This is a genomic window from Bacillus sp. A01H (genome assembly GCF_045277205.1).
In the GTDB taxonomy this organism is placed as follows: Bacteria; Bacillota; Bacilli; order Bacillales; family Bacillaceae_G; genus Bacillus_A; species Bacillus_A paranthracis.
This window is the reverse complement of record NZ_CP117702.1, coordinates 924,663-944,314: the sequence shown is the minus strand read 5'-3', so window position 1 is coordinate 944,314 and position 19,652 is coordinate 924,663. Positions and strand designations below refer to the sequence as shown.

Sequence of the window (19,652 nt, the reverse complement as noted above, 5' to 3'; positions counted from 1 at the left end):
CTCATTCCTCCTTTGCTATGTTCAATAATCTACCATAGGTTTTTGAGGAAGACGATGAGCAAAAAATAATATACGTCTCGAATTGAGACATTTGTTTTAATTTGGTTCATTTATCAATAAGTTCTTAGAAATCTGAATCAACTCTTCTTTTGTATAGGAATATTCATTGCTTAACCATTTTTTTATAATCTCAAAAAAGCCACTACAGTAAAAATCACACAGTACCATTGGATAATCTGAGTTTTGGATTTTTTTCGAAAGCGGATCATTATATTCCATTGAGTTTTCATATAAATTTTCTGCACCAAATCGAATCAATTTTTCGTATAACTCAAGGCTATTATTTTTACTAGTAATATTAAAAAACAATGCACGATTAACATCTATGTATTCAATTATTTCCTCAAACAATGTATGTTCTAAATCCAATCCTTCTTTTGTTTGTTCAAAAAGATTGATTGCGATGGAATTTGATACATCGCTAAATAATTCATATTTATCCTCATAATGACGGTAAAATGTGCTTCTATGAATCATTGCTTTTTCACAAATATGATTGATTGTGATGGATGAAAATGTTTTTTCTTTTAATAAATCCATAAACGCATCTTTTATTATGTTTTGTGTGCGTAAACGTGTGAAATTACTCAATTTTAGTATCCTCCTATATTGAATCTAAGTACTGCATGAATTTTTAATTGTTTTCCTAATCCTTATCTCCTTTTAGTATGCCTAAATTAGTGATAATCTGGCATTTCCCCACGAATATAATCCTTTTATGAAACTGAGATGGATCATATAAATTTGGCTCTGGAGCGAATATACCAGAGCCAAAATATTTAATTTAGTTCACTTTTTACAGGGAAAGAATGTAATCCATATATAGAACTACTATTTGAGATAGGAACAGGAAGATCCTGGTCAATAAATGAAAATGATTTATATCTTTTTATTAATTCCGTTAATACAATTTTCGCTTCTAATCTAGCTAGAGGAGCACCTAAACAAAAATGGATGCCATGTCCAAATGTAAGATGAGGATTACGTCTACGATATATGTTAAAACTATCGGCATCTTTGAATTGATGCGAGTCACGGTTAGCTGATCCAACCCAAGCTGAAATGATTTGGTCTACTTGTAAAGTTTGTCCTTTTAATTGAATCTCTTTTTTTACTCTGCGTACAATTCTTTGAACTGGTGAACGATACCGCAATACTTCTTCAATTGCTTTCGGAACAAGAGATGCATCCTGTTGTAATTGATCATAAACATTTGGATGTTCTATGAAGCAATATAAAGCGTTTCCAAGCAAATTGGTTGTTGTTTCATTTCCCGCTACTAAAAGTAGTTTACAAAACGGTACTATTTCTTTTCCTGAAATATTTTTGTCCGCTTCACTTTGAACTAATAAAGAAATAATGTTATTTGAATCTTTTTTGGATTTCCCTCGATTGGATTGTATAATTTCTTCAAAAAACTCTCCTAATTCATTTTCTGCTTGTAAACGTGTATTAAAAAATTCCTCCAAATAATCCGAATCATCATGACTCGGTGAACTTACGATAATATCAGACCATCTCTTAAACCTTTCCATATCCTTAGCAGAAACACCTAACATTTCAGCAATTACTATAACTGGTAACGGATAAAATAACTCTCTAACAATATCAAAAGTTTCACGATTAGATAATTGATTGAGTATATCGTTTGTGATTTGCTGGATTCTAGGTTCCCATTCCCTTAATGCTTTAGGAGTGAAAGACCGATTTACAATAGACCGAATTTGCGTATGCTTTGGCGGATCCATCCCAAGAATACTTTGTGGAAATGGAGACTTTTTCTTCTCAGGCATAATACTAGAAAAGTACTCTTTATCCTCTAAGACAGTTTTTACATCTTCGTACAAAAAAACATTCCACATGTCTGCCTGATGATTAAAACAAATAGGCTCCTTTTCTCGCATCTCTTTATACCATGCAAATGGTTTATACGGATCTTCTAAAGCCTTTTTTCCCATCAACTTATTTGTAGGAATCATAACAACTGATTGATAAGGTGTTTTCATATACAACAATCTCCTCTCAAAAAAATTTCATTACACCGAATAATATTCACCGAATGTCATTCGGTGTAATGAGGATTATACAACAAGAACCAAAATATTCAAACTACTTTTTCGGTTTTAAAATATCCGTTAATATATAAATAAGGGGGAATAGACATTGCACAAAAAAACTCTGACAAATAGAAAACAACAAGCTTTACTAACACAGAACAATATATTTCATGTGTTTTTAAATTTAATGAGAGAAAAGAAATTTGAAAATATAACAATTGAAGATATTTGTAAAAAAGCAAATGTATCAGTAGGAACTTTTTATCATTATTTCACTTCCAAAGAGGATATTTATAAAAAATTATTTCAACAAATTGAAGAAAATCTACATGTTGAATTAGAAAATATAGATCAACATACAACAATGCAAACAACTATTTTAACTTTCTTCCAATGCATAGCTGAATATACAACTAAATTGGAGTTACATATAAATCTTCTTAACGATTTCAACAAAAGGTCATTTATATATGAGCCTTCACTCATTTACGAAGCTCTAAATGGCTTTGTTTACAAAGGACAACTTGAAAAAGAATTAACAAATGATATGAGTGTAGAAGAAATAACAACGTATCTTTTTACAATTGCTAGAGGACTTATATTAGATTGGTGTCTTTTAGATGGAAAATACTCACTAGAACAGAGAATGAATACTTATATGAATTTAGCATTGAAATCTTTAAAGCCTTAAATTTTAATCAAGCCCTACGCTTTGTTGCTTCATTTTGTACATTTCATTCAGTTTTATTTTTTCTAGGTGTTAAAGCAGCTGAAATAAAAGAAAAAGCATGCCTTCTTTATACTGCGAGAAGGGCATGCTTTTTCTTTTTTTACAATACAACTTATAAATCCCACATCAATCCATTTCAAGATAGTTAATTCCCCATTAGATATTTTTCCTATCCCCTCGGAAAAGGAGAATAACAGTCAAAATACATATGAAAAATCAAGAAAATGAATATTTCATACAGGCTAGTTTTAGCACTGGGTATACTTTATATCGTTAAAAATCCATTAAAAAATGAACCACTTTGAGATATATGTCGCATTTTGAAACACATAAACATTTTTGATTATCGTTTTCCTCTAATGCCTATGATAAATTGCTATACATAGCTAGCTTACAATTATATTTCTAAAAATAACATTTCACCTTTCATAAAAAATAAAAAGGAGTTTTTAAAATGAAGAACCGAGTAAACCCAGCATTATTACCAGGCTTAGAAATGTATCCAGATCAAGATTTACGCCCAGAGTGTTTGCCAGTAATGAGAGAAGAAGCATCAAAAGTCTTCCCTCCTACCATTGTTGATGAAACTCTTTCTGTAACAAATGAAGTCATTGAGGGACCTGATGCAAATCCATTACGATTAAAAATTTATCGTCCAAAATCAAATAATGAATCCTTACCTGCTCTGTTGTGGATACATGGTGGCGGATATATCTTGGGATCTATAAATGATAACGATGATCTTGCTGTAAAAATTGCAAAAGAGGCTAACTGTATGGTCGTTTCTGTAGATTACCGTTTAGCTCCTGAACATCCTTATCCAGCTCCAATTGAAGATTGTTATGCAGCATTAAAATGGATTGCTGATAACGCGGAGACATTGAACATTGATTCGAATCGAATTGGTGTTGCAGGAGTGAGCGCTGGTGGCGGACTAACAGCTGCATTAACATTATTAGCCCGTGATCGCCAATATCCTTCTATTTGTTTCCAAATGCCGCTTTATCCAATGATTGATGATCGTAATAACACACCTTCTGCCAATGAAATTAAAGAAGGGTTTGTTTGGAATCAAAAATCAAATGAAGCTGGCTGGAAAATGTATTTAGGAGAATTACATGGAACGGATCATATTCCCGCTTATGCAGCCGCTGCTCGAGCAGAAGATTATCGTAATTTACCACGTACCTACACATGCGTTGGTCAATTGGACCCATTCCGTAGTGAAACATTAACCTATGTAACCAAACTTGCAGAAGCTGGTGTTGATGTCGAGTTCCATTTATATCCTGGAGCTTATCATGGGTTCGAAATGATGCATCCGGATACTGATATATCTATTCACGCTTGGAATGATTATGTGCGAGCAGTTAAAACTGGTTTCGCAAGAAAGTAACTAAGGTAGCTACAAAAAATTTCATAATAAAGGAGAATTTTTAATGAAGAATAGAGTTCATCCAGAATTAAGAGAAATGTTTTCTGTATTACCTGAAGTAGATAATAGTCCGGAAAATTTCCAACAATATAGGAAATGGGCTAAAGAATCTTTTACTGCAACAGTTCTATCATCGAATGATGAAGTTACTGTATCTAATCGATTTATACCTGGGCCTGAAAGAGCGCCTGAAGTTAGAGTTCGCATTTATGAGCCAACTAAAAAAACAAAAGCTTTACCTGGGGTCCTTTGGATACACGGTGGTGGATATCAAGTGGGATCACCCGAAATGGATGACAAACTTTGTGAAAAGTTCGTATTGGAAGCCAACTGTATAGTGGTTTCGGTTGACTATCGATTAGCACCGGAAAATCCATTCCCTGCACCACTTGAGGACTGCTATGCAGCTTTACAGTGGGTTTCTAATAATTCGGAAGATCTTGGTGTCGATTCTTCTCGAATTGCAATTGCCGGAATGAGTGCGGGAGGTGGACTAACAGCAGCCCTTGCCCTTTTAGCAAGGGATAGAAAGGGACCTTCAATTATATTCCAAATGCCACTATGCCCTATGATTGATGATCGTAATATAAAACCTTCTGCTTTTGAGATAACGGATTCAAAATTATGGAACAGAAAGGCTAATATCTCTGGGTGGAAAATGTATTTAGGTTCAGTTTACGGTGAAGAGGTATCCCCATACGCTGCTCCAGCTCGTGCAACTGACCTTACAGGACTTCCACCAACTTATACAATGGTGGGTGAAATAGACTTATTCCGAGACGAGACAATTGAATATGCGAATAGATTAATGCAAGCTGGAGTACCAACAGAATTTCATGTTTATCCTGGTGGCTACCATGGATTCGAATTAATAGTGCCCAATGCTGAAATTAGCCAAAGAGCTGAGGAAGAATATATCGGTGCATTAAAGCGAGCATTACAAAAAACAGAAGTTTAAATATATATGAGGATTTTATATAGCATATAGTAAAAAATAAGAGAAAGAGTCTATGAAGAGAGCAGCTCCTCTGTCACTAAGTCTTATAGAGATAAAAAAGTACTGGCAATGCCAGTACTTTTTTATTATTATGCTCGCTGTTCAACATTGACTCTTTTAATAAAGAACGAGATTATTAATCCAACAATTACTACAATGATAGCAAAAATAAAGGTATTTTGAACACCGTTTGTAAAGGCCAGAACTTGGTTTAATGGATTTTCTTTATCAGATACTGTCTGAAGGAAGCTTCTTGAACCTGAGGAAAGAATTGAAATTCCAACAGCTGTTCCAATAGCACCAGCAACTTGTTGTAAGGTGTTCATAATCGCTGTTCCATGCGGGTATAGTTCAGGTGGCAGCTGATTTAATCCGTTTGTTTGAGCTGGCATCATAATCATTGAAATTCCAACCATAAGTGCAATGTGTAGTGCAACAATAAATCCTGTAGATGTTTCCAATGTTAAAGTTGAGAAACCATACAGTGCACATGCTACAATGACAAGTCCAGGAATAACTAGCCATTTAGGACCAAAACGGTCAAATAATCCCCCCATAACAGGCGAAAGAATTCCATTAATAATTCCTCCCGGTAGAAGCATAAGACCCGCTGCAAACGTTGATAACGCTAATGATGTTTGTAAGTATAATGGTAAAATCATCATCGTACAAAGCAGCACCATCATGCATACTAAAATTAAGAGAAGTCCAATAACGAACATTGGATATTTAAAAGCCTTAAGGTCTAACATTGGCTCATCCATCTTCATTTGACGAAGGGAAAATGCGATTAATCCAACGACTCCAATAACAAGAGAAAGAATAACGTGTGAGCTTCCCCAGCCTCCACTTTCTCCAGCGCTACTGAAACCAAATACGATACCGCCAAAACCAATTGTTGAAAGAATGATTGAGAAAATATCGATTCTTGGCTTTGTTAGTTTTGTTACGTTTTGCATGAAGAATGTACCAAATACTAATGCGATAATTAATAATGGGAGTGAAATCCAAAAAATCCAGTGCCACGTTAACGTTTTTAGAATCAACCCTGAGACGGTTGGTCCAACAGCTGGAGCAAACATAATGACAAGCCCGATAATTCCCATAGCTCTTCCACGCTTATGTGGTGGAATAATAACAAGAATGGTGTTAAACATAAGTGGTAAAAGTAAAGCTGTTCCTACTGCTTGTACAATGCGGGCAATCATTAATACGCTAAATGTTGGTGCAATAGCTCCAATTAATGTTCCGATAATGGAGAATACAAGAGATGCGATAAAAAGCTGTCTTGTTGTAAACCATTGAAGAATTAAACCTGAAATTGGCACAAGAATTCCTAATGTTAATAAGTAGCCGGTTGTCAGCCACTGTGCTGTTGTCTCTAGAATATCAAAACCTGTAATTAAATCTTTTAACGCCATATTTAAGGCTGTTTCACTAAACAAGCCGATAAATCCAGCAATAAGAAATGACGTAATAATCGGCAGAGCTCTGATGTTAGAGTTCTCTGCTGTTGTTTGTTGATTCCCCATATTAAATTGTCTTCCTCTCTCTTACCTAATTCTTTTATTTGAATTTTCGATTTTAATAACCTTTCCTTAACACCTCGTGGCACTCCCAAATCAGCTCTTCTATTCCCGTCTGGCCTTTCAGCCTACGGCGAACGATTTCTGAGGATAGATTCTGGACTTTGAGCGCTCTTGGTGCTCTTCTTTCGAAGTATGCCTGAAAGGCTGCTTCAATGTCATTATTGTTTTTGAGCTCTTCGGCGAGAACGATTGCATCCTCAATAGCCATGGCTCCTCCTTGCGCAAGAGTCGGAGCTCCGACGTGGGCGGCGTCTCCTCCAATGACGACGCGGCCTTTGTACCATGGCTCTTGCACTGCGACTTGTTCCAATTTGTTAAAAATAACAGGGTAATCTTTTGACATATGCTTTGTAATAAAATCAAGTCCCGGAAAGCCTAAGAGAATCTCTTTGACTCTATTAAACCGGGTATCTTCCTCATCCCAGTAATCGCTGGCGCAAGGCTGGAGCACAAAGACATAGCCGGCGCGTTCAGCTAATGGTACGACGCCGATTTGCGTTTCTCCGCTTATATACATCAATGACGAATCCTCAAATTTGTAATCAGGAAGCTCGAAATAAAATCGCCACGCTCCCATACCGAGATGCTCTTTTTCTATTTCCTTTTGCAGCATCATATTCCTTACAGTTGAATGAATGCCGTCAAAACCTACTAAAATATCAGCCTTTATCTTTTCTCCGTCGTCAAATATGGCAGAGACCGATTCAGCCCTTTCTTCATAAGCAACAACCTTTTTCCCCCACTTGATATCTACACCCGCTGCATCAGCATGCTTGATGAGAATATCACTTAATGTTTTTCGCGGGATATTATTGCGCCCTGGAAGTGTGTCGTCTAAAAAGGATTCACTGACTTGAAACTGCAGATTCCCCTGTGCATCAAATGTTTTCAGCCATTTTGTTTGAAAGCCATGTTCACAACACTCTTCAAATACATCCAATTCTTTCAAGACAGCCAGTGCGTTTTGCGGCATAAGAATCCCCGCACCGGTTTTGCGATTTTCTAAAGCCACCTCGCACAAGGTAACAGAAAACCCTACTTTACTAAGGGAAATAGACGCTGACAATCCGCCAATTCCCCCACCAGCTATCAAAATATGTTTCATATAAATAACCCCTTTTAGTTCTTCGAAAATAGTTAGGCGCCTAACTACATTACTTTACTACATCCTCAGAAAAATTGTCAATCATCTTTAAGTCAGGTTGTATTATGATATTAACTCCTTTATAATCGTGTCATAACTAACGAACGGGAGCTTATTTTAATGGAATTAAAACATTTACCTAAATATAAATATTTAACAGAACACACCGAGACGTATTCCAATATAGATGCCAGTTCTCTTGAATTGTTTTTATCTCTATTTGATATATCAAAAAAAATGAATCATGTGATGGAGCGTTACTTTGCAGGCAGAGGACTGTCTGAAGGAAAATTCAAAATCCTGATGCTACTCTTCGACGCAAAAGACCACTCGTTAAGTCCGACAGAACTTGCAAAGCAATCAAACGTTACGAAAGCAACGATTACAGGTTTGCTGGACGGGCTGGTGAGGGACGGTTTTGTCAGCCGCACGCATCAAAATAAGGATAAACGAAAAATCAGCATTGAACTGACAAAAGAGGGAAAAGAACAACTGAAACAATTTCTACCCGGTCATTTCAGTAAAATCTCTGCGGTAATGGAAAACTACAGCGATGAGGAAAAAGAAATGTTTATCAATATCCTGGGAGATCTATTTGAAAAACTGAGCGTGTTTAAAGACTAAAACGCATTTTTTTGGTCCCGCCACATCGTTATTCAGCTGAAATTTTATAGTATATAGTACCCCTAGAACGAAATTTTGTACTAACTTGTAATAAAATATTCATTTTTTCATTTTGAGGGTATTTGTATTGCTTAGGTTGATGGCGGTGAGGCTAGTTCCATGAACGATATAAATCCAGTTGAATTAACGAAAGGTTTACCTGGCATACCTTGTGCCCTATCGCTAAAACGATTGATGTAATTCGTACAAAATGGACGTTTTTAATCATCCGTGACCTTCTTATCGAAGGAACATTACACTTTAGTGATTTACAAAATCAATGGACGGCATTAGTCCGAAAACATTATTGCTTCAACTAAAAGAATTAGAAGCTCAAGACATTATAACGAGAAAAGTATATCCAGAAGTTCCGCCTCGTGTAGAGTACACATTAACGGATAAAGGAAAGCAATTAGAGAGGATTTTTATTGAATTAAAACGATTTAGATTAAGTTTATAAAACAAAAACCCCTTACCGTTGTAAGGGGTTTGATTACTTCGCAAAACTTTCAGCTAACTGTTTCTCTCTCCACATAAATGTAATAGCGAGACCAACTATTAAGACAACTCCTGAAAATGCATATGGATAATGAATATTCATATCAAATAATATTCCGCCCATCGCTGGTCCTGCTATATTTCCTAAACTCGTATAAGTCGAGTTCATACCAGCAACGAATCCTTGCTCTTTTCCAGCTGCTTTTGATAAAAACGTCGTTAAAGCTGGGCGAAGCAAATCAAATGCAAGGAAAATGAAGCACGTAACGAGAAGTACAATCCAATAATTAAAGACTACAGTTGAAATGAACGCTAATACTGCACCTACAATTAAACAGATTTGAATTAACACTTTTTCACCGAACATATCAACTAATTTTCCAAACATAAATACTTGCACAACTACCCCAAAGATTGAACTAATTGTAATAATTGCCGCGATATCTTTCGGTGTGAATCCAAACTTATGATCAGAAAACAGACTGAACACCGTTTCATACGCCGATAAACCGAACGCAAGTACAAATACGATAATAAATGCAATTGCATACATTGGATGTAATGATTTCTTTAAATCACCAATAAAGCTTGATTCTTTCGTATTAGAAGAAATCTCTGCAAGCTCTTCTTTCGTTAACGGTTCTTTTAAAATAAAGATCGAAATGACACATGCTATAAAAGCAATTGCAGCTGCAACGAAAAACGGTACACGTATACCGTATTCTGCAATAAATCCGCCGATTCCAGGTCCTATAATAAAGCCGGTACTAATAGCAGCAGATAAATATCCCATCGCCTTTGGACGTTCCTGTATAGATGTAATATCCGCAACATATGCCGTAACACCAGGCATAATAAACGCAGCACTAATTCCGCCTAACACCCTCGCTGCATAGAGCATCCATACATCTGTTCCTAATCCAAAAAGAAGCTCTGAAACACCAAAAATAAATAATCCAATGATTATCATTTTCTTCCTACCATAAAGGTCGACCCACCGGCCTGTAATAGGTGAAGCAATAAGCTGAGCCATTGCAAACACTGCAACGAGATATCCCATCGTCTTACCTGTTAAACCCATATCATTCATAAAGGACGGCATAACCGGAATGATTAATCCAATCCCTAAAAAAGCGATAAATATATTACTCAAAAGAATGACCAATACCATCTTTTGTTCTTTTATCGGTTTCTTCACTTTCAACACCTCTTCCCGTAAGCTCCCCTCAAAAAAATAATGCCCAAGAAGCTTTTTCTTTATCCTGCTATTTGTGGGCTAATCATGAGTAGAGATGCCCCTACTCGTTAGAATTTCGCTGTATCCTTCCACACATACATACGCATTAGGTGAATGACTATCATTCAGTTTTCCTCAAAAATGAACCTACCTTCTCAGACAGGTTCATCTCACTATTTCTTTATATGTAATGCATGTGTTAAAAAATCTAGTACTTCTGCCTTTTGTAACTCGACTTGCTCATCATCTTTATGATCATATAAATACACTTGCTCCGCTGCTGATTCAACTAGAGCGATAAATAACTTCGCTGTTCGCTCTGCGTGAACCGAATCACGAATTTCACCCGCTTCTTTCGCCTCATTTAAAAATTCACTTAGCCACATATAAAGAGGCTCATACACAGCTTCCCATTCTTTTATATGTTCTGTAGATGCAAGACCCGCATACATTAAAGCTTGTATTTCACGATATTCCTCTATGAAGTGAAACACCGCATCTATTACTTGCGTTACTTTACTTGAGAAAGGCGCATCGTTTTGCACTTTTTCTTTTACTGCAAGTATCATCTTTTCAACCATCACTTCTGCTATTGCAGGCATAACAGATAACTTAGAAGGAAAATATAAATAGAAAGTTCCTTGTGCAATGCCAGCTAATTTCACGATATCAGAAATCTTCGTTTTTTCAACGCCCTTTTCCTGAAACACTTCAATCGCTGCATAGACAATTTTCTCTTTTTTATTCATCATCTAAACCCTTTCACACGCGTATTGAATGACTGTCACTCATTTTATAAGATAATCGATTGTACTGTCAATGATAGTGAACTTTGCGAGGAAATCATTTTTTTCATAATAAAATCTCCTAACAAAAAATTAGGAGATAAAAATGCCAAATACCTTTAAGAAAGAGCCTTTAACCCTGTCACGCCGCATACAATAAGAGCTACACTAATGATACGTGCTTTACTTTTCGACTCACCAAACAGGAACATGTTTAATAAAACGGCACCTGCTGTTCCAATACCAATCCAAACCGCATACGCGACACTTACTTGTAAAAATAAGAAAGATGTATACAAGAATGCAAAGGATGTAGCAAACCCGCCTATATAAAGAGCCCCATTTGCTAATGTTTTATCTTTACTATACATTTTAAGACCGATTACACCGACTATTTCACTAATTGCAGCACAAAATACGAAAAACCAACCCATCTTTAAGCAGCTCCTTCCATAGTATCTTCTTTATTATCAGCTAGCTTTAAACCGATAACGCCAGCTACAACCATCACGATAAAGAATAATTTTCCTACACTGAAACTCCCGCCGAAAAGGAATACATCCATTAAGAAAGTACCTACCGTACCAGCTCCGGCGAAAACAGCATATACAGTCCCTGTTGCAAGATGTTCACACGCTTTAGAAAGGAAGTGAAAATCAACAGCGATAACTCCTAAAATAATAATCCAATGCCACCAAGTATTCGCTGTATTAAAACCAAACACCCAAAAAATTTCAAAGATACATGTTAATATGACATATAACCAAGCTTTATTTTTCATACCTCTCACCTCTTATGACTGACTATCAGTCATTTTTATTTTAAAAAAATATGCTCTTTCATCCCTACTATATATAAACAACTATCATCCTCATTTACTTTTATATTTATTCCGTTTTCAAACTAACTACATCCTTCCAAAGAAGAAATGACTGAATGTCATTCATATATATTGTACATGAATATTTTAAAAACTGTCAATGCCGAAAGTTTATTTAAAATTTCTTTCATCCGATTTGTATATTTCCTAATAATCTGTCAATACTGCTAGTAACATAATATTTTCTCCACTCCCCCTTGGAGAGATCCCTTGAATAGAGCAGTTAGCTTTTGCTAGCTGCTCTTCTTTACATTTATTTCACCTAACATACCGAATCATCGCCACCTCATCACAATAATCAACCTTTGGACAATGTCTACAATCAATCCATACTTTTTCTGGTAATGCATCTCTATTCACAAAAACAAACCCGCACTTTTGAAAAAATTCCGTTTCATATGTTAAAGAAATAACTCTACTCACTTTTATTTTCGCCGCCTCATTTATTACATGGTTTACTAACATACGTCCGATCCCTTTTCCTGCATATGTATGCGAAACGACTAAAGATCGTACTTCTGCAAGATCCTCTCCTAACACATGTAAACCAGCAACTCCGACGATTTCTCCCTCTTCTTTCATAACATATAAACATTGTAAATATTGATAGAGAGACAAAAGAGAACGCGGTAAAACCACTCCCTCTTTTGCATAAATCTCAATAAGACTATAAATTTCTTTCACATCACTCGTAACCGCATTACAGATTTTCATATGCTATCCCCTTGCCCCCGATATTAATATTTATAACTCGAAATGAATTTTAATACATAATTTTATATAATAATACATCTCTCTTTTCTTCTCGTCAATCACTTTATACAAACAAAAAACCAAGCAATCTAATCGATGCTCGGTTCCTCATTTCGTATCGGTAATACCGTCGAATATTTAATTTCACGAAGTGCTAAACTCGTCTGTATCTTTGTAATACCAAGCTTATTCAGCTTTCTAATAAACTGCTCTAATTCTTTACGATCACGATTTGCGACCTTTAATAAATAATCATATTCTCCTGTTAAGCAGTGACATTCTAACACTTCAGGCATCGCTTCTAATTCTTTTTCCAACACTTCCAACTTGTCAAATTGATGAATATTCGTACTCATAAAAATGAAGCATAACAAGTCAAAACCAAGCTTCTCTTGATTTAAAATAGCTACTTGCTTATCAATGAATCCTTCTCCATCTAATCTTTTTATTCTTGCATGCATTGCAGCTGGTGATAAATTAACACGTCGTGCAAGCTCTGCATTACTTACTTGTGACTCCTTCTGCAATATATCTAAAATTTGGACATCTAGATCATCCAACACTTTAATAACAGACGACTCCATTATAATTCCCCCTTTTTTCTTACCGATGATTATTCGAAAAAACACCTTATAACTTATATAAAACTGAACATCCTTCTTTAAATATCATTCACAGCAAAACATTTTATCGATTTTTATCCATTATACAAAAGAATATATTACACAATAAAGAAAAATGCTAAAATTATTTACAATTCACATTGATTACAACAAAGGGGATTTTAATATGCCTTATTTTTATGTCTTTTTACTATTACTAACGAGCTTATTATGGGGAGGAAACTTTGTCGTTGGAAAATCACTTGTTGATCACGCATCTCCAATGACACTTACAAGTTTAAGATGGATGATTGCGATTGTTTGTTTATTACCAATGGTATGGTTTAAAGAAAAGAAAATCATTCCACCACGCGCTGCGATACTTCCGTTAATATTGATGGGAATTTCAGGGGTTGCTCTTTTTAACATCTTTCAATTTTTAGCATTAGAAAAAACATCCGCAACAAATGTAGGGCTTATTTCTACATTAAACGCGATTTCTATTGCACTATTTTCTGTCTTATTTCTAAAAGAAAAAGTAAATACACTTCAAATTCTATCCATGATTCTTTCATTCTTTGGAGTTATTCTTGTCCTATTAAAAGGTAACTTTGCACTTTTATTTTCACTACATTTTAATAGTGGTGACTTATGGATGATTGCCGCTGTTTGCATTTGGGGAATGTATTCTGTTTGTAGTAAATGGGCAACAAAAACAACGACACCGCTTATGGCGACGCTTTACTCTGGTATTTTCGGCGTTATTTTATTACTGCCATTTAACATAGGAAGCTTCACTGTTACAAATATCAACACTTCTTTTATAACATCACTTTTATATACTGGACTCATTTCCACAGTTCTTTGTATGGTATTTTGGAATGTTGGCGTACAAAAATTAGGAGCAACTACATCCGGCATTTTTCTAAACTTCAATCCCATTTTCACAGCTATTTTAGCATTCCTTTTCCTCGGAGAAGAATTAACGTGGATTCAAATTTTAGGGACAATGATCGTTGTGACAGGATGTTATTTATTTTCCCATTTCAAAACAGTTGCTGTTCAGCCAACTAGAGCTTTAATGCGAAAACATTCTTAATCCAAAAACATCGCCAGCGAAGTGGCGATGTTTTTATTTACGTTTCATTTCTTTCACATACTGCTTTTCTTCTTCTGGCGATAAACGTTCTGTCGCCTTTCCAGTATCACCACCTTGAATTTCCCACAAAAAGTTATGCTCCTCAACCGTTTGTGAAAAATCCCCTTTCTCCCAGCGCTCCAAAGTAGAAAGTAACTCTGACTTATATTTAAAATTCGTACCGCTTTCTACTGCGTTCTTCGCACCACGAATTTCCTTATTTGTCATTTCAATAAATCCCCATTTTTCAGAGGATTTCACTTTTTGATGTACCATCCTATGCATTGTAGAAATAATTTCAGCTTCACTAACTTGTTGCTTCTCTTCCTCTGCTTTCTTTCCTTGTTGTCCCATTACTTTTTGCGCTTTAAGACTCTTCTCCTCTTCTTCTATATAATTAATACCTTTAGTAACACCGAATACAGCTCCTATCGCAATTACGATCACTGTAATTGTCCCTATAATCCATTTTTTCATATTATGTATTCCCCATTCCCCTAATAATCACATAAACAAATGGAATCGCCTGCACACAGTCGATTCCATTTGTTTCCTTATTTTATTTTAAACCTTAAGCGCTTCTCGCACAATATAACTATCCACACATTGCTTGAATTTTATGATTTTTCCATTTTCAAGTTGCCATATATGAACAAATTCTGCTTCAAATGATTTTCCCGTTTCTTTATAAACTCCTGAATACATACCTTCAGCAATAATTACATCTTTTTCACTTACTTCATGATACGTATTTACACTTGCTTTATAATCATCCCATTCTGATCCTAATTGGCTAAATACATTTTCCATTATAGCTTCTACACCGATATAAGTTCCCCCGTACGGGAATCCTTCTGCCTCTGTCCATTCTACTTTTTCAGAGAGGGCTTCTGCTAAATGTTTTGCATTCGAAGAAGCTGATCCTTCATATGTACTTCGAATAATTTCTAAATTTGATTTAGACATGTTACTTCCTCCCGTTTTATTTATTTTTACACAAGATGTAACACATGCAGTTACATCTTGTGTAAAAAAATATTAAATTGTTTTATTCTTAATCTATAAGTTGTAATCATTATAGTTACAATCGTTATTCAAGTCAACAATTTATAAATAAAATCTACTTCGTTTTCATTACTTTCTCTTTTATGAAACGGTCTACATATCCTTCTGCTTTTACAACGAATAAATACGCACCCATTGATAATAATGCAAGGTCTAATTCATATCCTGGATTCTTTCCATCTCCTAATAAACCTGCTGCTCCATTTACCTTTACGATAGCTCCAGCTAAAATAAGAGCGAATAACAATCCTACATACTTTACGCCTAAACCGATAATTAATAATATACCACCAACTAATTCAACTGTTGCTACGCCATACGCTAGACCACCCGGTAAGCCAATGCTTGTAAACCAGCCTGCTACGTTATCGATACCTGATTGAAACTTCGCTAAACCATGTGTAAAGAACGTTACTCCTAACACGATACGAATAATTAAATTCCCAATATATTGATTCATTTTTTTCTCTCCTTTTTGTTTTGTTATGGTGAACTTTTATTTACAAGTCAAAACAATACGGTATTTCATTTCATTCGTCAAATACTTTTTTAAAGAAAACAAAAAACATTATCCCTTTTACGGATAATGTTTTCCTACAAAGTAGCGTTAATTCAAGCTTTTACTCTATCGCACAAAAAAGTTGAAACATTTTTCCAGCGCCAACATACGGCAATAAAGAAATATCCTCTTCTACAACCATGCCAACAACGTTCACTTTCTCATCTACAGGCAAATCATGTATAGCAACTTGCATCTCTCCTGCATATCTACCGTACAATTCATTATCAATTGTAATGCTGCCTTTCTTTCTTACAATTGCATTCATTGGCTGTAAAATCACTTTATGTTCTTCTCGCGATTCTACTGAGCGAATGACATCACGAGCTGGATCTAGTCTATTTGTATGCACTTGTTCCACTATTTTTAATACTTCTTTATCAGTTATAAACGATTTGTACCGCAGCGGAATAATCCCTCTACTCGCACTCGCTATCTCTTGTACACTTTCTACACTTCCGCTTATATCCCCGATTAACACTTTATCAACACCACAATGTTGTACAAGTTCTAAGTACGCTTCGAGCGGTCTCATATAACGATGCTTTTCTAGCGTCGGTAAGCCTTCATATAGTGGACCACGCTTTTCACCATCTCCCGGAATAAATGCCATCGTTTTTATTCCGCACTCATGCAAGTATTGGTTTTGTTTTTGTAAAAAGGACTTTGCTAGTCCTGTTTCTGGACGCGGGTAAAAATTATGCCACGCTTCTACATTCTCGACCCGTATCTTTTCAGTAATTAACTCTTTCCAAAATGAATCTGTAATCGTGCTCGCATTTAAAGCTACTTTCATCTTATGAGATACGCGTGCGATTTCTTTTGGCGCAATGCCGTAGTCCATTCTTAAGCCTGTAATGCCCCAGTCCAGTAGATCCTCCACATTTTCATATGTCATCCCTAAATGGTGTAACGATTTTGGAGAAACATCGACCATTAATTCCATGTTATTTTCAAGAGCTTGTTTCCCAAGTATTTGAATTAGCTCTTTATACGTACCAGGGTCATCTTCAGGAATGTGCAATGATGTAAAAATAGATGAAAACCCGTTTTCCTTCGCTACTTTTAGCCACTCTTCTTGCTTCTTTACTCGTTCTTTTGCAAGGTAAATTGAAACTCCAATCATATGAATCTCCCTTTCTATAAATAGAAAAAGAGAAAGGAATCCCTTTCTCTATATGTTTTCTGCCATTTCTTCTTTAAATCCGAAGAAGTACGTAAAGATGAATCCGAACGTATATGCCACTACTAATCCAAGGAAATATAATAAATATTTATTATCAGCAATTAACGGAATTAATGATAATCCTGATACACCAATTCCGAGTGCAGCTGTTTTCATAACTGCTTGGAACGCACCGCCAACTGCTGCTCCTAAACAAGCTGTAAGAAACGGTTTTCCCAGTGGTAATGTAACCCCGTATAATAACGGTTCACCAATTCCTAAAAATCCAACTGGTAATGCCCCTTTAATTACGTTACGCAGTCGTTTGTTTTTTGTTTTTACAAAAATAGCAATCGCTGCTCCTACTTGCCCAGCGCCAGCCATTGCAAGTACCGGTAATAAAGGCGTTACGTGCGTTTGATTAATAAACTCCATGTGAATCGGTGTTAAACCGTGATGTAATCCGACCATAACGAGCGGTAAAAATGTTCCAGCAAGTACTGCCCCAGCAAACGCTCCGCCAATACTTAAAATACCATTAATTCCGCTCGTAATTCCTTCAGATAAGAAACCTGCTACTGGCTGAATTGCTAACATCGTTACGATACTTACGACTAACACAGTAATAAGTGGCGTTATGATAATATCAACTGCATTTGGTACAGCTTTTCGAACTTGTCTTTCCACTACAACCATAAGCCACGCTGCAAAAATAACTGCAAACAATCCGCCCCGTCCGGGTACGAGCGCTTCACCAAATAACTTTACGTTCGCCATCGCCGGATTGAAAATTAAAATACCAGCAATTGCCCCAAGAACTGGTGTCCCGCCAAACTCTTTCGCTGTATTCCAGCCGACTAAAATGCCTAAGAATGTAAAGATACCGCCGCCAATAAGTAGTAACATTTGTAGCCATGTTGCATTCGGATCAGCGCCTGCGTTTTTCGCAAAGTTAGCAACCCCGTTTATAATACCTGACGCAACAAGACCCGGAATTAACGGAATGAAAATACTTCCTATTTTTCTTAAAAAGTTTTTCACCGGTGTATTATTTTTCTTTTTAATCTCTGACTTCATCTCTTGCCCAAGATCTTCAAGGTGATGATCTGCCACCTCACCAATTCGCAGTCCCGTTAAACCTTCCATCTCTGCTGCTACTTTATTTACCGTTCCCGGACCAACGACAACTTGAAGCGTCTCATCTTCAATAACGCCCATAACCCCTTCAACCTTTTTCAAAAGGTCCATGTTCACTTTACTTTCATCATGAAGCGTTAATCGTAGTCTCGTCATACAATGAGCAATGCCACGAATATTTTTTACTCCCCCAAGTTGCTCTGAAATTTCTCTGGCCATTCTCTCTTCTTTCTTCATAATAGAATCCCCCTCCCTATTATTTTATAGTGCCTTCTTCACAAACCCTTTCGCTTCTTTTAGTTTCTCCAGTGCTTCCCCATACTCACACTGCAATAACACCATAACAATCGCAGCTTTCACGTTACGTTCTGCTTTTTCATAATGCTCTGCTGCTACTTCATAACTAACACCTGTTGCTTCCACAATAATTCGTTTTGATCGTTCTATTAACTTTTCATTTGTAGATTGAACATCTACCATCAAGTTTTTATATACTTTCCCTACACCAATCATAGATGCTGTTGAAATCATATTGAGCACTAGTTTTTGCGCTGTACCAGCTTTCAAACGCGTTGATCCTGTTAAAATTTCTGCGCCTGTTTCTACTTCCACGTTTAGTTTTGCATATTTACTTATTTCAGCATTTTTATTACAGGAGATACTAGCTGTACTCGCTCCTACGCTATTCGCGTACTTCAAGCCACCAATAACATAAGGAGTTCGACCACTTGCTGCAATTCCAATCACTGTATCTTTCTCATTTAATCCAATACTTTTCAAATCTTCTTCTGCTAATTCTTCGCGATCTTCTGCACCTTCTACCGCTTTAGTAAACGCTTTCAATCCACCTGCTATAAATCCTTGCACCATTTTATCGTCTGTGCCAAATGTCGGCGGACATTCCACTGCGTCCAAAATACCTAAACGGCCACTCGTACCAGCCCCAATGTAAATTAATCGGCCCTCTTCTTCGAAAGATTTAATAACAGTCTGCACAACTTTTTCAATCTGCTCTATTTCATTTTCAACTGCTAATGCAACAGTTCGATCTTCTTCATTCATACTTTGCAAAACTTCTTTTATGCTCATCTCATCTAAATTCATCGTCTTCTCATTGCGATGTTCTGTCGATAAATTTTCTAACATATTCCCACCTAC

Annotated in this window: 21 protein-coding genes and 1 pseudogene; 6 read left to right on the top strand and 16 right to left on the bottom strand. The window is 36.1% G+C overall.

The genetic code is table 11. The features are described 5' to 3' along the window. Nucleotides 1-96: 96 nt before the first annotated feature. Together PSR14_RS05075 and PSR14_RS05070 are read right to left on the bottom strand one after the other, a co-directional pair. Nucleotides 97-651: a TetR/AcrR family transcriptional regulator gene (locus PSR14_RS05075; RefSeq protein ID WP_000064552.1), complete on the bottom strand. Its 555-nt coding sequence runs from the start codon at nucleotides 649-651 to the stop codon at nucleotides 97-99. A gap of 188 nt (nucleotides 652-839) precedes the next feature. Continuing rightward, nucleotides 840-2,066, bottom strand: a complete 1,227-nt coding sequence (locus tag PSR14_RS05070) for a cytochrome P450 (RefSeq protein ID WP_098487622.1) — start codon at nucleotides 2,064-2,066, stop codon at nucleotides 840-842. 157 nt (nucleotides 2,067-2,223) lie between these two features. On the opposite strand from PSR14_RS05070, the gene PSR14_RS05065 reads away from it, so the two are divergent. The 3 genes from PSR14_RS05065 (at nucleotide 2,224) to PSR14_RS05055 (ending at nucleotide 5,240) form a co-directional block, all read left to right on the top strand. Continuing rightward, nucleotides 2,224-2,808: a TetR/AcrR family transcriptional regulator gene (locus PSR14_RS05065; protein ID WP_000549137.1), complete on the top strand. Its 585-nt coding sequence runs from the start codon at nucleotides 2,224-2,226 to the stop codon at nucleotides 2,806-2,808. 493 nt (nucleotides 2,809-3,301) lie between these two features. Further along, a complete protein-coding gene (locus PSR14_RS05060; protein ID WP_000797646.1) occupies nucleotides 3,302-4,243 on the top strand; it encodes an alpha/beta hydrolase in 942 nt (313 codons plus the stop codon). Between the two features lie 43 nt (nucleotides 4,244-4,286). Continuing rightward, complete coding sequence (locus PSR14_RS05055; RefSeq protein WP_098487623.1) at nucleotides 4,287-5,240, top strand: alpha/beta hydrolase; 954 nt, start codon at nucleotides 4,287-4,289, stop codon at nucleotides 5,238-5,240. 128 nt (nucleotides 5,241-5,368) lie between these two features. Here the strand turns inward: PSR14_RS05055 and PSR14_RS05050 are convergent, their stop codons facing one another. Continuing rightward, nucleotides 5,369-6,811 carry a DHA2 family efflux MFS transporter permease subunit gene (locus tag PSR14_RS05050; protein ID WP_000528112.1) on the bottom strand — a complete coding sequence of 481 codons (1,443 nt, stop codon included), beginning with the start codon at nucleotides 6,809-6,811 and terminating at the stop codon, nucleotides 5,369-5,371. A gap of 52 nt (nucleotides 6,812-6,863) precedes the next feature. Further along, nucleotides 6,864-7,973: an FAD-dependent oxidoreductase gene (locus PSR14_RS05045; RefSeq protein WP_098487625.1), complete on the bottom strand. Its 1,110-nt coding sequence runs from the start codon at nucleotides 7,971-7,973 to the stop codon at nucleotides 6,864-6,866. 159 nt (nucleotides 7,974-8,132) lie between these two features. Between PSR14_RS05045 and PSR14_RS05040 the strand changes: the two genes are divergently transcribed. Together PSR14_RS05040 and PSR14_RS05035 are read left to right on the top strand one after the other, a co-directional pair. Continuing rightward, nucleotides 8,133-8,636, top strand: coding sequence for a MarR family winged helix-turn-helix transcriptional regulator (locus PSR14_RS05040; protein ID WP_000420689.1), 504 nt, complete (start codon nucleotides 8,133-8,135; stop codon nucleotides 8,634-8,636). 159 nt (nucleotides 8,637-8,795) lie between these two features. After that, nucleotides 8,796-9,135, top strand: a pseudogene (locus PSR14_RS05035) (winged helix-turn-helix transcriptional regulator). A gap of 33 nt (nucleotides 9,136-9,168) precedes the next feature. On the opposite strand, the gene PSR14_RS05030 reads toward PSR14_RS05035, so the two are convergent. The 6 genes from PSR14_RS05030 to PSR14_RS05005 all read right to left on the bottom strand — a co-directional run bounded on the left by PSR14_RS05030 (nucleotide 9,169) and on the right by PSR14_RS05005 (nucleotide 13,412). Continuing rightward, entirely contained in the window at nucleotides 9,169-10,371 is a 1,203-nt protein-coding gene (locus PSR14_RS05030; protein ID WP_000742938.1) for an MFS transporter, read from the bottom strand. 212 nt (nucleotides 10,372-10,583) lie between these two features. Next, nucleotides 10,584-11,162 carry a TetR family transcriptional regulator gene (locus PSR14_RS05025; protein ID WP_002163739.1) on the bottom strand — a complete coding sequence of 193 codons (579 nt, stop codon included), beginning with the start codon at nucleotides 11,160-11,162 and terminating at the stop codon, nucleotides 10,584-10,586. A gap of 152 nt (nucleotides 11,163-11,314) precedes the next feature. Further along, nucleotides 11,315-11,629, bottom strand: coding sequence for a multidrug efflux SMR transporter (locus PSR14_RS05020; protein WP_000539674.1), 315 nt, complete (start codon nucleotides 11,627-11,629; stop codon nucleotides 11,315-11,317). A gap of 2 nt (nucleotides 11,630-11,631) precedes the next feature. After that, entirely contained in the window at nucleotides 11,632-11,976 is a 345-nt protein-coding gene (locus PSR14_RS05015) for a multidrug efflux SMR transporter (RefSeq protein WP_000790625.1), read from the bottom strand. Between the two features lie 357 nt (nucleotides 11,977-12,333). Continuing rightward, nucleotides 12,334-12,789 (bottom strand): N-acetyltransferase, encoded by a 456-nt coding sequence (locus tag PSR14_RS05010; RefSeq protein ID WP_000686658.1) that lies wholly within the window; start codon nucleotides 12,787-12,789, stop codon nucleotides 12,334-12,336. A gap of 128 nt (nucleotides 12,790-12,917) precedes the next feature. After that, on the bottom strand, nucleotides 12,918-13,412 hold the full coding sequence (locus PSR14_RS05005; protein ID WP_000446092.1) for an Lrp/AsnC family transcriptional regulator: 495 nt from the start codon (nucleotides 13,410-13,412) through the stop codon (nucleotides 12,918-12,920). Between the two features lie 205 nt (nucleotides 13,413-13,617). Here PSR14_RS05005 and PSR14_RS05000 point away from each other — a divergent pair, with 205 nt between their 5' ends. Further along, nucleotides 13,618-14,529, top strand: a complete 912-nt coding sequence (locus PSR14_RS05000; RefSeq protein ID WP_001146278.1) for a DMT family transporter — start codon at nucleotides 13,618-13,620, stop codon at nucleotides 14,527-14,529. Nucleotides 14,530-14,562: 33 nt separating this feature from the next. Here the strand turns inward: PSR14_RS05000 and PSR14_RS04995 are convergent, their stop codons facing one another. From PSR14_RS04995 to murQ, 6 genes are all read right to left on the bottom strand, one after another. Beyond that, nucleotides 14,563-15,045, bottom strand: a complete 483-nt coding sequence (locus tag PSR14_RS04995) for a DUF6241 domain-containing protein (protein WP_000758765.1) — start codon at nucleotides 15,043-15,045, stop codon at nucleotides 14,563-14,565. An 87-nt stretch (nucleotides 15,046-15,132) separates the two neighbouring features. Next, complete coding sequence (locus PSR14_RS04990) at nucleotides 15,133-15,534, bottom strand: nuclear transport factor 2 family protein (RefSeq protein WP_046198841.1); 402 nt, start codon at nucleotides 15,532-15,534, stop codon at nucleotides 15,133-15,135. Between the two features lie 154 nt (nucleotides 15,535-15,688). Then, nucleotides 15,689-16,093, bottom strand: a complete 405-nt coding sequence (locus tag PSR14_RS04985; protein ID WP_001077756.1) for a DoxX family protein — start codon at nucleotides 16,091-16,093, stop codon at nucleotides 15,689-15,691. A 160-nt stretch (nucleotides 16,094-16,253) separates the two neighbouring features. Next, nucleotides 16,254-17,318, bottom strand: a complete 1,065-nt coding sequence (locus PSR14_RS04980; RefSeq protein WP_073541797.1) for a DUF871 domain-containing protein — start codon at nucleotides 17,316-17,318, stop codon at nucleotides 16,254-16,256. Between the two features lie 48 nt (nucleotides 17,319-17,366). Beyond that, nucleotides 17,367-18,731 (bottom strand): PTS transporter subunit EIIC, encoded by a 1,365-nt coding sequence (locus PSR14_RS04975; RefSeq protein WP_000711318.1) that lies wholly within the window; start codon nucleotides 18,729-18,731, stop codon nucleotides 17,367-17,369. A gap of 24 nt (nucleotides 18,732-18,755) precedes the next feature. Then, entirely contained in the window at nucleotides 18,756-19,640 is an 885-nt protein-coding gene (gene murQ / locus PSR14_RS04970; RefSeq protein WP_000892365.1) for an N-acetylmuramic acid 6-phosphate etherase, read from the bottom strand. Nucleotides 19,641-19,652 lie beyond the last annotated feature (12 nt).